Source organism: Corynebacterium sp. MSK218 (assembly GCF_030232655.1).
Classification (GTDB): Bacteria; Actinomycetota; Actinomycetes; order Mycobacteriales; family Mycobacteriaceae; genus Corynebacterium.
On the sequence record NZ_JASPGN010000009.1, the window covers coordinates 85,338 to 98,085 of the forward strand.

The 12,748-nt window shown below is 59.9% G+C and carries 10 protein-coding genes; 4 read left to right on the forward strand and 6 right to left on the reverse strand.

Annotated features, from left to right (window positions below; all coding sequences use genetic code 11):
• The first annotated feature begins 171 nt into the window (after window positions 1–171).
• Complete coding sequence (locus QP922_RS08790) at window positions 172–339, forward strand: hypothetical protein (protein WP_284808972.1); 168 nt, start codon at window positions 172–174, stop codon at window positions 337–339.
• Here the strand turns inward: QP922_RS08790 and QP922_RS08795 are convergent.
• Both QP922_RS08795 and QP922_RS08800 read right to left on the reverse strand, forming a co-directional pair.
• On the reverse strand, window positions 336–1,175 hold the full coding sequence (locus QP922_RS08795; RefSeq protein WP_284808973.1) for a MurR/RpiR family transcriptional regulator: 840 nt from the start codon (window positions 1,173–1,175) through the stop codon (window positions 336–338). The genes QP922_RS08790 and QP922_RS08795 overlap by 4 nt on opposite strands.
• Before the next feature lie 80 nt (window positions 1,176–1,255).
• On the reverse strand, window positions 1,256–2,482 hold the full coding sequence (locus QP922_RS08800; protein ID WP_284808975.1) for an MFS transporter: 1,227 nt from the start codon (window positions 2,480–2,482) through the stop codon (window positions 1,256–1,258).
• Window positions 2,483–2,576: 94 nt separating this feature from the next.
• Between QP922_RS08800 and QP922_RS08805 the strand changes: the two genes are divergently transcribed.
• Complete coding sequence (locus tag QP922_RS08805) at window positions 2,577–3,113, forward strand: hypothetical protein (protein WP_284808976.1); 537 nt, start codon at window positions 2,577–2,579, stop codon at window positions 3,111–3,113.
• 11 nt (window positions 3,114–3,124) lie between these two features.
• Here the strand turns inward: QP922_RS08805 and QP922_RS08810 are convergent, their stop codons facing one another.
• From QP922_RS08810 to QP922_RS08820, 3 genes are all read right to left on the reverse strand, one after another.
• On the reverse strand, window positions 3,125–3,976 hold the full coding sequence (locus QP922_RS08810) for a hypothetical protein (RefSeq protein ID WP_284808978.1): 852 nt from the start codon (window positions 3,974–3,976) through the stop codon (window positions 3,125–3,127).
• A gap of 77 nt (window positions 3,977–4,053) precedes the next feature.
• Entirely contained in the window at window positions 4,054–4,944 is an 891-nt protein-coding gene (locus QP922_RS08815; RefSeq protein ID WP_070671812.1) for a DNA primase, read from the reverse strand.
• A 60-nt stretch (window positions 4,945–5,004) separates the two neighbouring features.
• Window positions 5,005–6,720 carry a carboxylesterase/lipase family protein gene (locus QP922_RS08820; RefSeq protein ID WP_284808980.1) on the reverse strand — a complete coding sequence of 572 codons (1,716 nt, stop codon included), beginning with the start codon at window positions 6,718–6,720 and terminating at the stop codon, window positions 5,005–5,007.
• Between the two features lie 103 nt (window positions 6,721–6,823).
• Between QP922_RS08820 and QP922_RS08825 the strand changes: the two genes are divergently transcribed.
• Both QP922_RS08825 and QP922_RS08830 read left to right on the forward strand, forming a co-directional pair.
• Entirely contained in the window at window positions 6,824–7,543 is a 720-nt protein-coding gene (locus QP922_RS08825; protein ID WP_284808981.1) for a hypothetical protein, read from the forward strand.
• Between the two features lie 153 nt (window positions 7,544–7,696).
• A complete protein-coding gene (locus tag QP922_RS08830) occupies window positions 7,697–11,440 on the forward strand; it encodes a multifunctional oxoglutarate decarboxylase/oxoglutarate dehydrogenase thiamine pyrophosphate-binding subunit/dihydrolipoyllysine-residue succinyltransferase subunit (protein ID WP_284808982.1) in 3,744 nt (1,247 codons plus the stop codon).
• A 466-nt stretch (window positions 11,441–11,906) separates the two neighbouring features.
• Here the strand turns inward: QP922_RS08830 and QP922_RS08835 are convergent.
• Window positions 11,907–12,748 (reverse strand): LPXTG cell wall anchor domain-containing protein (locus QP922_RS08835; RefSeq protein WP_284808983.1); only part of this gene is annotated, 842 nt, incomplete at its 5' end.

Genomic DNA, 12,748 nt, shown 5'->3' on the forward strand with positions numbered 1-12,748 from the left:
TATCAGATTCAGATCGGGCGTTGGCATTTGGATTTGGTCAGAATCACACCCCCGAATGAGAGGATTTCATGGTGGCGAATTGACTGATATTTTGCACTAACCTAATATTCTCTTAGATGCTTAGTGTCCGCTGAGCATATACACCCGTTGAGCAACTTACGGAGGAGAGGCATGGAAGCCTCCAGCAAACGCAGCCAGAAGCGATGGAGCCGCCCTACTACCGGTTCCGAGGCTTCCACGTATGGCTTCACGCGTTTTCGCGAGCGTGACTTCAAGGCTGCATTGGGCCACGCCCCACGCTGGGCCGCCTGCAGCAAGCGAGCACATACCTCTCGTTAGTACTCGAAGCCCTCGAGAATATTCTTCAGCTTCTGCTGGAACGGCGCAATATCATGCTCGTACCGCCGCTGAATCGACAGCACAATGGCGTTTAGCATGAGCATTGGAACCGACAGGGTGGTAAAGGTTCCCTCATCGCCACGGGGAGCGGCCAGAGTGACGACAGGTACTGGGTGTACAACACGCAGGTCATCCGTAATGAGAAGGACCTTACATTTAACCGCCTCAGCATAGTTCAGCAGCTGACGTAGCGGACGCGTGGAACGGCGGAAGGCGAAGACTATAAGAAGGTCCGGCTCCCCCATGCGGAGCAGCTGTTCAGCGATGTCGTGGTCCGTCTCACCCGCAAGGTCGTGGACAGATCGTCCCAGTCGGCGAAAGCGGCGCTCTGCCTGATCACACAGTGGAATGGAGTTGCCGCGGCCATAGATGTAGATATCGCGGGCATTCATCACCAAGTCCGCTGCCCTGTTAATGGAATGCTGGTCAACGCTTCCCGACGCCGCGGACAACGAATCCATTTCCTTGGACACCAGCTGTCCCAGAATCGTCTGTCCAGCCTCATTGCGGAATGCCCGACGGCCATTGGAATGCTCAGCAGCAAGGTACTGGTCATGCAACATGCGCAATTCTTGGCGCAGCTCCAGGTAGCCTTTGTATCCAAGTTTCTTGGCTGTTCGAGTCACGGCAGAGCCGTGGACGCCGGCCTTGGCAGCGACGTCTTCGCCGCGCCACAGGGCCGCTTCTTGCGGGCGGCTAAGAATCACATCAACAACCGCCTCGTCTGCCCGACTAAGTTCCGCCCGGTGGCGCTCCACCCTTTGTTGAAAATTCACACCACAAGTTTAACAAAAAGTTTTTTAAGGGCCGCCTCAGCTTTCAAAATGTGGCCAAATAAAGTGACTTTTTGCAGGTTCTACTTATACTTTCGGCGAAGCCCCTGCAACACAATTTTTTTATCCTGCAAGGTGTCACGCCCGAAGCTCCACGCAAGGACTCCGCCCGCCGCCACGATGGCACACATGCTGAAGGCCACCCCAAAGCCGAATCGATCCGCAAGGAATCCAATCACGATCGGCCCCAGGATTTGCCCAAAGTCACCAGCCATCTGAAAGGTCGAAAGCACCTGTCCACCAGAACGCTTCAACCCCACCACATCGGCGATGGCCGCCTGCTGCGACGGCACAATAAGCCCTGATGAAGCACCGGCGAAGGCGGAGAGCACAAGGAGGGTCCACACGGACGTCGCCAAGCCCAGCGTTCCTACAAACAGCGCCGAGCCCACAAGGCCCGCAAGAATGAGTGGCCGGCGTCCAATACGGTCAGACCAGGAACCAGAAAACTGCAGCACGGCTGCATTTCCCGCCGCAAAGACCGCGAGTGCGATGCCCGAGGCCTGGCCACCATTATGGAAGATGGACGCTGCAAACAGTGGAAGGACTGCAACACGCACGCCCATATTGATCCATCCTTGGGCAAAATTCGAGGTCAATACTGCTCGATAAGCGGTATCACCCCAGGCCTCCTGCAGCTTCATCGGCGGAAGGCAGTGTTGACGCTCAGCATCGGTGTCGACCGCCGGCATCAGAACCCAGACAACGAGTGCCGCGAGCGCCACTCCTAGCCCGTAAATGAAGAAGGGCCACCGAAAGCCGAGGAAGGACAAGCTGGCGCCGACGAGTGGGCCGATAACGTTGCCCAGCAGGAAGGACGTGGCATACGTGGCTGAGCACCGACCGCGAATAGCGGGTGGCGAGAGCTTCACGATGAGCGCCATGGCTGCCACAGTGAACATGGTGGAGCCAATGCCTGCAATGGCGCGCAGCACCACGATGTGCCAATACTCCTGGGCAATACCCACAAGACCCGTCGTAATAGCGACGGTTAACAACCCCGTCAGGTAGACACCGCGCGTGCCTACGCGATCGATGAGGCGGCCAGCGGCTGGTGCGAAGATGAGACGGCTAGCAGAGAAAATGGAGACCACCAGTCCCGCGGCCGCCATCGACACATCGAAGCTGACAATGAACTGCGGAAGCAAGGGCGCGATTAACCCATAGCCCAATGCGATGATAAAGCCCGCGGTAACCATCACCCAGATCTCCCGCGGAATCTTCAGTTCTTGTGCAACGCCCTTACTCATAGCGACACCAACTGTAGCCTACCCACCCAAATCATCGAACACATTTTCGATAGTGTGGGTTTCGATGTCCACACCGCTTTCTACTGTGAGGGCCATGAAGAATTACAACAGCTTTCGTACCTCGGTTCCGCGCTCCACTCAGCCCAGCATTCATGCTGGAGAACTCACAGCAGATATCCTCTTTCACCACAGTGACACCTTGAACTCCGTGGAAAGCATCATTCGCCATCCACGCTCATTGGCGCGTCCCACACCGCAATGGCGGCCACCATCAAAGTCACTTCCCTCAGTACCGCTTCGGGGCGAGGAAGGAGAATCCACCCCGCCGCTGACGCTAACTGTGTCGCGTCACCGTGTTGGCGAACGGGCGAAAGCTCGTGTACTTGGCTTCGGGGAAAAACGTGTGCCGACCTACCTCATTACCGTTCGTATTACCTCCCCTACCGGACGGCCCGTGTCCCCTGCGGTCGCGGAAGCGTGGGTTCGCGCGCTCGTTCCCACGAACTTAGTCTCGGCAGTGCATGAGATTTCAAGCAGCAGTGCTGCGACCTTCGTCTGGCTCGTTGATAGCACGTACACCCCAGTACGCTCTCCGCTGTCGTTGTTCGAAGGATTCAGCCAGGCTGCGTAAGCCGCGGCGCTCTACAGGTAGCGTTGCAGTCGGCCGACGAAGTTGCGGGGAGGTTCCTCGTCCAAGGAAAGGGTGAAACGATCTTCTGTCAGCACACGGGCCACGGCCGACTGGGTTTCTGGTCGGTCGAACGAGTTCCGCACGGGCTTCGGCACGAAGCGGATAAACAAGCACACCAGCACGACAGTAAAGGCCTTATCGAGCGGGTGTGAGGTTAGAACTTGGAGAAGTGTCGCCGTGGTTTCGTCGTGGGTAATCAACAGGAAGAAGTTGGCGAGCTCTCGGGCGCCGCGGGGCAAAATCTGGTTCAGCGCAAACAGGGTCGAGGCCAACGACACGAGCGCTGCAATGATGCCGAGCCCATAGCCCGCAAACAGGGTAGAAATCATGCGTTTGAACGCACCACGGCGTGCTAGCCAGCCCACCATTAACGCCAGAATCAACGCGTTGGGCAGGTAAGCAAGTTCCAAAGGACTGAAGACGCATCTGAGGCTCAACGCCAGAACTGCGGTTCCCATTCCAAGAACAGGGCCATAAATAATCGCAATGAACACCGTTCCCACCGTGTCCATATAGAGCGGGATGTGGAGATTGAAGAACACCGTCGAGCCCACCATGTCCACCACAACTGCGAGCAAGGCATTGATGAGCGCATGCCTACTCCATAGCCCTCGCTGGGAGCCAAAGAGGAGAAGGACGCATAGAAAACTCAAGCCCCACACGGTTGCTGGGAGGAGGGATTCAAAGGTCCTTTCGGCAAACTTGAACCTCGGGGTCAAGGTGAGGCCCCAGGCCACCACTGCGCAGGCTAGGCCAAGGACAACGCTGACGCGCTGACCACGAAAAGCCCTGTTGACCGGCATAGACCCTGGCTGCTCCTCATCGAGTTCAAAATGTACCCGATTATCCTAGCGTGCCCATGCCTAGGAGGCGACTAATCCTAGCTGTCGCTGCCTTCTGGACCATTGTTGGCGCCATCATCGGCTTCGTTGTCGGCATCATCGTCTTCGACCTCGTCGCCATCGGCATCGTCGAAGAGAATGTCATCGTCGTCCTCATCGTCATCGGCACCGAAAATGTCGTAGACGTCCGGTTCATCAAAGTCGGGGTCCTCCACACTGACCAGCTGCGCTTCCCAATCCAGGGCTTGGTCGGAGACCAAGCTCAGGACGTCAAAGAGGCGATCAAAGTCGGTGTAGGTGCCAAGCTCGAGTGCTTCGGCGGGAACCTCGATAATGGGGGCGAGGGTGGCGTCGTCGAACTCGCCGGCGTCGAAAAGCGCCACGCGCTCTTCCTCCCCCAGGTCCTCCATGGCGTCGTTTTCCCACAGCTCGTTGATAGCTTCATCTTCCAGCTCGTCGAGCTCGTCCTCATCAAAGTCGAAGGAGAGGAACCGCACCACAGCGCTGGGGACGCCGTCGATGGTTTCCACGAGCACGCGCAGCTCGGAATCGTTGGCGACCTCCGCCACGACGAGGTTCGGGTTGAACTCATCCTGGAGAAACTCCAACTCAGCAATACGCTCATCGGTGCCCTCAAGAAGGTCTCGGAGCACGGTGACCACTTGGTCGGTAGCGATATGGCGCGACACGGCTTCCACCGCATCCTCCACAGAGAACGCAACGGAGACCAAGACGGCCTCGAAATCCTCATCATCCTCATCCACATCTGCGGCGGCGATGTAGACGTTTGCGGCGGGGAGAATCGGGTCAATTTCTACAAACTGGATCTCCAAGTCAGAGGTGATGGGCACGAACATCACATCGTCATTGACGCGGGACTCAATGCCTTCCCCGTCCAGCGCAGAAGCAATATCTTCAAAAAAGCTCATGTGATCAACATCCGTCCATGTGGCAGTGTCACCCCGGCTGCTACCAAGGCCCCACACATCCTACCCGCGATCGTGGTCATCGGGCATGAAACCCAAAAGCTTCAGAATCTCCGGGCGTCCGGTTCCCCACTCCAACATGTCATAGGACTCCCAGGCCTGGCGGCGCGCCTCCATTGGTGCCTCTTCGATATGAGGCTGCACGTCGAAAATCATCGTCTCGCGCTGCGGGGCCCGGTAGCGCGGCCAATCCTCGCGCGGAGCGCCGCCGTTAATGAACGCCCTCCATTGCTCTTGCATATTCTCAGTGACCTCCTCCATTTCGGAGGACTTGCCCATGGTGGTCAAAAAGGACACGCGCGAGGCACCAGGATCGCCAAAGATGTTGGACAACTCCATCGAGTGCATCGCCCCCAACCCCAGCCAGCGCAACGCTGCCGGCGCGAAGTCGAAACGATACATCCACGTGGGGAACCGACGAGCGTGTTCGGAGGCGACACGAACGGTGGGGGCCCAAAAGAGGGCGTCGGTCAGCAAGTCCCCGAAGTCACTGCGCGAGACCGCCCCACCGTAGGCCGCAACGACGTCCGGCGCGCTCTCCGGATCGAAAGACGCCAACAGCCGCAAGGCCGCACGTTCGCGGGAGCGTTGACGTTGATAGAGGAACTTTCCAAAACTCGCCTCACCGGAGTTAGTTCCGATGAGCAGCGGCACCGGGTGCTGGGCACCGTCCTCGAAAGCCTCAATCGGATGCTGGGGAATAAGTTCACCATCCACGGTGGGCGCGTAGCAGGAGTTCAGGTAAAGCAACTCGCCTGCGCGCCACATCATGGATTGACCCGAGCGCACCAAGTCCGCGAAATCCTCACGGCGCAAATCATCTGCCGTGGTATCACGCGGCAAGGCCATTTTGTCCACAAGCTCACGCGCCCAGAACATTGACTGCGCACGAGAATGAATCATGCCAATTGGCGGCGACTGCGCAATGGCGCGGTGAAAGAGGCCCTCCGCGCGGGGCACCGCCATGAGGGTCAGCACCGCTGCGCCACCCGCGGATTCGCCCATAAGAGTCACGTTATTCGGGTCTCCGCCGAAGGCAGCAATATTATCGCGAACCCACTCCAAAGCAAGGACTTGATCCGCCACCGCGGGGTTAGCGCAGGCCTCCCCTCCCAAACTGCGCACGTCGAGGTAGCCCAGCGCCCCTAAGCGAAAGTTGACGGACACATAGACCACGCCCATCTGCGCGGCGAACTCAAAGCCGCGCAGCATGAGCATGTGCGAAGAACCCACGATAAAACTGCCGCCATGTAAGTAGACGACAACGGGGAGCTTCTCCGTGTTTGGGGCAGTGCCAGGGCTGGGTTCGGTGTGTGGGCGGACGATATCGAGGGTCAAGCAGTTCTCTGTGCCTTCGATGCGGTCCGTCCACGAATAGACCGGCTGCGGGGCCACATCTCCGAACTCACGGCAATCCCGAATCCCTTCCCACGCCGGCGCTGGGCGCGGTTCACGGAAGCGATACTCCCCCGCGGTATCGGCCCCAAAAGGAATGCCGCGCCACGAACGCACTGGCATCGACAGTGGCCGGTCCGGGCGCAAGTCCTCCTCAACGCTGCCGCGTACCCACCCAGAGGATGTGAGAACCGTAATCTCATCCGCCAACGCCGTCCGCGCTGCTTCCTGAGCGGCGCGGGCCCGGGCGTGTAAAGACTCAGCAAGCAGGCGGGCCGCAGCCGCGCTTACCTCGCGCGGCGGGAAAGGCTCGTACTCGCTCATGGACCCTAGACTAATCCCCCAGCCTGACTCTGCGCTGGGAACTGCTTTTTCGATACGGTAGTGAACATACCGTTAACAATGTAGACGAAATCAGGTGAAGAACATGTTCGGAATTAGCGAGAAAGAACAGAACACGCCCGTCGAGGTGGACAAGCTCTCTGTGGACGAGAGCAACCGCATTAGTCAAGGATTTCTGGCGGCCACCAACAAGGTGGTGTCGGCGCAATCCTCCATCATCATCGGCTATGTCGACCGTCTAAAGAAGAAGAATAAGGACGCATCTCCCGAGGAACTGCAGGAGCTCATTGACAAGCACTTCCTCAATATCGTCTCCGGCACTGGTGCGGCCGCGGGTGCCTCGGCCGCCATCCCCGGCATCGGCCTGGTCTCCGGCGCGGCAGCCGTTGGTGCAGAATCCCTCGTCTTCCTTGAGGCTGCTGCGTGGTACATCCTGGCCTCGGCGCACCTGCGTGGCGATGATATCCGCGACGAAGAGCGCCGCCGCGCCCTCGTTCTCGTAGTCCTCACCGGCTCCCAGGGCAGTGCTCTGGTGGACACCATGCTTGGCGACGTCACCACGCTCTCCGGTATGAAGTCCGCTGCTACCCTCTCCCGTTTCTCCGGGCCCACCCTCAGTGGCATCAACGGCCGATTGACCAAGCTCTTCTTGAAGCAGGCCCGTAAGAAAGTGAAGTGGGCATGGCTGTCTAAACTCTTGCCGATGGGGGTAGGCGCAGTGCTGGGAACGACGGCCAACCGTAAAATTGCCCGCCAAGTTATTAACCATGCGGGCACCCAACTCTCCCCCCTGCAGGGGGATTAAAACCGGGAAACGCGCCCCAGGGTAGTGAGCAAACTTACGCGGGCCGTATCATATGGGGAGACACCTTTCCGGGTGCCTTTCGTACCCATGGAATGGCCTACTACAGTCGATTAAAGACAAACTTTAAAGCACAGAAAGAGGCGAACACCTGCCGTGAGCAAATCGAGCATCTACGGCCCGAACGCGTGGCTGATTGACGAACAGTTCCAGCAGTACTCAAAGGACCCCAACTCCGTAGATAAGGAGTGGCGTGACTACTTTGAGGCTAACGGGGCTCCCAAGCAAGCCGCACAGCCCAAGGCCTCCGCCAAGGCGTCTGGCTCCACGGCTTCTGCCCCGGCACAGAAGCCGGCAGAAAAGAAGGAAAGCTCCGCTCCTAAGCCTGCAGAGAAGTCCCCTGCTGCTCCTGGTGCTAAGGCACCGAGCGACTCGAAGTCTTCGGCAACGAAGGCGAAGGCAGATCCGAAGAAGTCGGAGTCCCCGCTCGACCGCATCAAGGACGCCCCGGAGCCCGGCTCCCGCGTGCTCAAGGGCATGTTCAAGGCAATTGCCAAGAACATGGACGAATCCCTGGAGATCCCGACTGCTACGACCGTCCGCGACATCCCGGTCAAGCTCATGTGGGAAAACCGCGCGATGATCAACGATCACCTCAAGCGCACCCGCGGCGGCAAGATTTCCTTTACCCACATCCTTGGCTACGCCCTGGTCAAGGCCGTTCAGATCCACCCGGACATGAACGTGCGCTACGAGATTCAGGACGGCAAGCCCACCGTGGTTCAGCCGGAGCACGTCAACCTGGGCCTGGCCATTGACCTTCCGCAGAAGGATGGCTCCCGCGCCCTCGTGGTTGCCGCCATTAAGGAAGCAGAGAACAAGTCCTTCGCCGAATTCATCGATGCTTACCAGGACATCGTTGACCGTTCCCGCAAGAACAAGCTGACGATGGATGACTTCTCCGGCGTCACCATTAACCTCACCAACCCGGGCGGCATCGGTACCCGCCACTCCATCGCTCGCCTGACCAAGGGCTCCGGCTCCATCATCGGTGTCGGTTCTATGGACTACCCGGCTGAGTTCGCCGGCACCTCCGCCGACCGCTTGGCTGACTTGGGCGTGGGCCGCCTGGTTACCCTGACCTCCACCTACGACCACCGCGTTATTCAGGGCGCGGAGTCCGGTGAATTCCTGCGCACCATTGGCCAGCTCATTCTGGACGACGCTTTCTGGGACGAGCTCTTCGAGTCCCTGGGTGTTCCCTACCAGCCCTTCCGCTGGGCTGCTGACGTGCCCAACACGGGCGTCGATAAGAACACGCGCGTTATGCAGTACATCGAGGCCTACCGCTCCCGCGGCCACCTGCTGGCTGACATCAACCCGCTGGGTTGGAAGCAGCCGGGCCTGCCGTGGCCGGACCACCGCGACCTCGACCTGTCTACTCACGGCCTGACCATTTGGGATCTGGACCGCACCTTCAACGTGGGCGGCTTCGGTGGCAAGGAGACCATGACGCTGCGCGAGGTGGTTACCCGCCTGCGCTCCGCCTACACCCTCAAGGTGGGCTCCGAATACACCCACATCCTGGACCGCGACGAGCGCAGCTGGCTGCAGGAGCAGATTGAGGCCGGCATGCCGAAGCCGTCCAACTCTGAGCAGAAGTACATCCTGCAGAAGGTCAACGCTGCCGAGGCTTTCGAGAACTTCCTGCAGACCAAGTACGTGGGCCAGAAGCGCTTCTCCCTGGAGGGTGCGGAGTCCCTCATCGCACTGCTGGACTCCATCGTGGACACTGCCGCTGGCCAGGACCTCGACGAGGTCGTCATCGGCATGCCGCACCGCGGCCGCCTCAACGTGCTCTTCAACATCGTGGGCAAGCCGCTGGCCGATATCTTCGGTGAGTTCGATGGCAACTACAAGGGCGGCCAGCTCGGCGGCTCTGGCGACGTGAAGTACCACCTCGGTGCTGAGGGCGAGCACCTCCAGATGTTCGGCGACGGTGAAATCAAGGTCACCCTGGCCGCTAACCCGTCTCACCTCGAAGCCGTTGACCCGGTCATGGAAGGTATTGCCCGCGCCAAGCAGGACATCCTGGACAAGGGCCCGGAGGGTCACACTGTTGTCCCGATCATGCTCCACGGCGATGCTTCCTTCGCCGGCTTGGGCGTGGTGCAGGAGACCATCAACCTGTCTCAGCTGCGTGGCTACACCACCGGCGGTACCGTCCACGTTGTGGTCAACAACCAGGTGGGCTTCACCACTACCCCGGATTCTGGCCGTTCCACGCACTACGCCACCGACCTGGCCAAAGGCTTCGACTGCCCAGTCTTCCACGTCAATGGCGACAACCCGGAGGCAGTTGTTTGGGTAGGTAAGCTCGCTACCGAGTACCGCCGCCGCTTTGGCAAAGACGTCTTTATTGACCTCGTGTGCTACCGCCTGCGCGGCCACAACGAGGCCGATGACCCGTCCATGACGCAGCCGCAGCTCTACGACATCATCGACAACCACAAGTCCGTACGTGAGCGCTACACCGAGGAGCTTATCGGCCGCGGTGACCTGTCTGATGAAGAGGCAGAGGCAGCTGCACGTGACTTCCATGACCAGATGGAGTCCGTCTTCGCCGAGCACAAGGAAGCAGAGAAGGCCGGCCCGAAGGAACAGACCGGTATTACCTCCTCCCAGGACCTCACCCGCGGTCTGGATACCTCCATCACCGCCGAGGAGTTGGCGGAGATTGGCGATGCCTACGGCACCCCGCCGGAGGGCTTCGAGTACCACAAGCGTGTGGGCAAGGTTGCCAAGGAGCGCCAGAAGTCCGCCCGCGAGGGCGGCATCGACTGGGGTTGGGGCGAGCTCATCGCCTTCGGTTCCCTGGCTAACTCCGGCAAGGTTGTTCGCCTCGCCGGTGAGGATTCCCGCCGCGGTACCTTTACCCAGCGCCACGCTGTGGCCTTCGACCCAGCCACCGGCGAAGAGTACAACCCGGTTGCTCACCTGGCTACGTCCAAGGGCAACGGCGGTAAGTTCATGGTCTACAACTCGGCACTGACCGAGTTCGCCGGCATGGGCTTCGAGTACGGCTACACCGTGGGTAACCCGGATGCCGTCGTGGCCTGGGAGGCACAGTTCGGTGACTTCGCCAACGGCGCTCAGACCATCATCGATGAGTACATCTCCTCCGGTGAGGCCAAGTGGGGCCAGCTCTCCAGCCTGATCCTGCTGCTGCCGCACGGCTACGAGGGCCAGGGCCCGGACCACTCCTCCGCCCGCATCGAGCGTTACCTGCAGCTGTGCGCTGAGGGCTCCATGACCGTGGCCCAGCCATCCACCCCGGCTAACCACTTCCACCTGCTGCGCCGCCAGGCTCTCGGTGAGATGAAGCGCCCGCTGGTCGTCTTCACCCCGAAGTCCATGCTGCGTAACAAGGCTGCGACCTCCTCCGTGTCCGACTTTACTGAGGTTACGAAGTTCCAGTCCGTTATCAACGACCCGAACTTCTTCGACATCGACGGTAAGAAGGTGGGCGACGCCGACAAGGTTAAGACCATCATGCTGGTCTCCGGCAAGCTCTACTGGGAGCTGGCCAAGAAGAAGGAAGCCGATGGCCGCGATGACATCGCCATCGTGCGTGTGGAGATGCTTCACCCGATTCCGTTCAACCGCCTGCGTGAGGCCTTTGAGTCCTACCCGAACGCTGAGCAGGTTCGCTTTGTTCAGGACGAGCCGGCCAACCAGGGTCCGTGGCCGTTCTACAACGAGCACCTGCGTGAGCTCATCCCGGATATGCCGGAGCTGGTCCGCGTCTCCCGTCGCTCGCAGTCCTCGACTGCAACCGGTAACGCGAAGGTTCACCAGATTGAGCAGAAGAACCTGCTGGAAGAGGCATTCGACATCTAACAGCGTCTAGGCTCTTCCAAGGCCCCGGCTACCACCTCTCTCCCCCCGAGTAGTGGTTGCCGGGGCCTTTGCTATGCCAGCTGCGCCGGTTGGAACCTAGGGATCCTTCTTCGGCTCATTCTCTCTACTCCCCCGCCCGCGAAAAATGAGCACGATAACCCTTAAACCGACCTCGTTGCGCCGCCCATCGTGCTCAATTTTTGCGCTATCAACATTGCGCGGAAGCAACATCAAAGCCAGAAGGTTCCCGTGCCCGCCCTATCCACCGGAACTGGGATGAACTGATTGCCTCCCAGCCGCGACCACGCCACCACTCCACTCGGATAGAAGTACTCGCACCACCTGAGTAGCCAGAGGGCCAGATAAACAAAACAAGAAACGCCCGAGCGTTATGCTCGGGCGTTTCCTTCACGGCCTTAGCAGCCGTGGCCTAGGGCCAACTTGGCCCCAGGGGTCCTAGGTAGTTCTAGGACTCCTTGCGGCGGCGACCAGGGCGCAGCAGCAGTGCTGCACCGGCAATGAGTGCCAGACCTGCGGCTATCAGACCCAGGACGTTCGCACCAGTGCTGGCCAGGAAGCCAGAGTTGGTGCTCTTCTTGGAATCCGTAGTGATCGGGGACTTGCCAGTGTAGCGGCTGGTGTTGTCGCTCTGGCTCGGCTGAACATCCTTGGATTCAACCGAGTTCGACCGCTCGTTCTCCACCGGCGGCTGCGGGTCCTGCGGCTTAAGCTGCTCATTCTCCACCGGTGCCTGCGGCTTAGGCTGTTCAGCCTCACCCGGTGCCTTCGGCTGCAGATCCTTGATGGCATCCCCAGGCTTCTGCGGCTTCAGCGGTAGACCAGGCAGCTTCGGAGCCGGAGTTCCCGGCTGGTTGATGAAGTGACCGATCACTGCAGGTACCAGGACCAGCGGAATGAGGACCGGCCACAGGCTTCCGACCTCCGGAATACGAAGCTCGTTCGGGTCGGACGGAGTGCCCGGCTCAGACGGCTCGCTCGGATCAGTCGGGTCGGAAGGCTCCACCGGAGTGGTCGGATCCTCGGACGGGGTCTCTTCCGCAGTCGGCTCCGCCGGCGTGGTGTCGTCGGTTGGGCTCGGCTTAGACGGATCCTCAGTTTCCGACGGCTGTGGCTCCGGATCCTTCGGGTCGTCAGACGGCTTCGGATTGTCTGAAGTCGGCTCGGTCGACGTAGTCTCATCGGTCGGGCTCGGCTTAGACGGATCCTCAGATTCCGACGGCTGTGGCTCCGGATCCTTCGGGTCGTCAGACGGCTTCGGATTGTCTGAAGTCGGCTCGGTCGACGTAG

Excerpts from the sequence above, each read along its gene's own strand:
- QP922_RS08815 (WP_070671812.1), bottom strand. The coding sequence starts at position 4,944 with ATGAGCTTTTTTGAAGATATTGCTTCTGCGCTGGACGGGGAAGGCATT.
- QP922_RS08825 (WP_284808981.1), top strand. The coding sequence starts at position 6,824 with ATGTTCGGAATTAGCGAGAAAGAACAGAACACGCCCGTCGAGGTGGAC.
- QP922_RS08820 (WP_284808980.1), bottom strand. The coding sequence starts at position 6,720 with ATGAGCGAGTACGAGCCTTTCCCGCCGCGCGAGGTAAGCGCGGCTGCG.
- QP922_RS08790 (WP_284808972.1), top strand. The coding sequence starts at position 172 with ATGGAAGCCTCCAGCAAACGCAGCCAGAAGCGATGGAGCCGCCCTACT.
- QP922_RS08810 (WP_284808978.1), bottom strand. The coding sequence starts at position 3,976 with ATGCCGGTCAACAGGGCTTTTCGTGGTCAGCGCGTCAGCGTTGTCCTT.
- QP922_RS08805 (WP_284808976.1), top strand. The coding sequence starts at position 2,577 with ATGAAGAATTACAACAGCTTTCGTACCTCGGTTCCGCGCTCCACTCAG.
- QP922_RS08800 (WP_284808975.1), bottom strand. The coding sequence starts at position 2,482 with ATGAGTAAGGGCGTTGCACAAGAACTGAAGATTCCGCGGGAGATCTGG.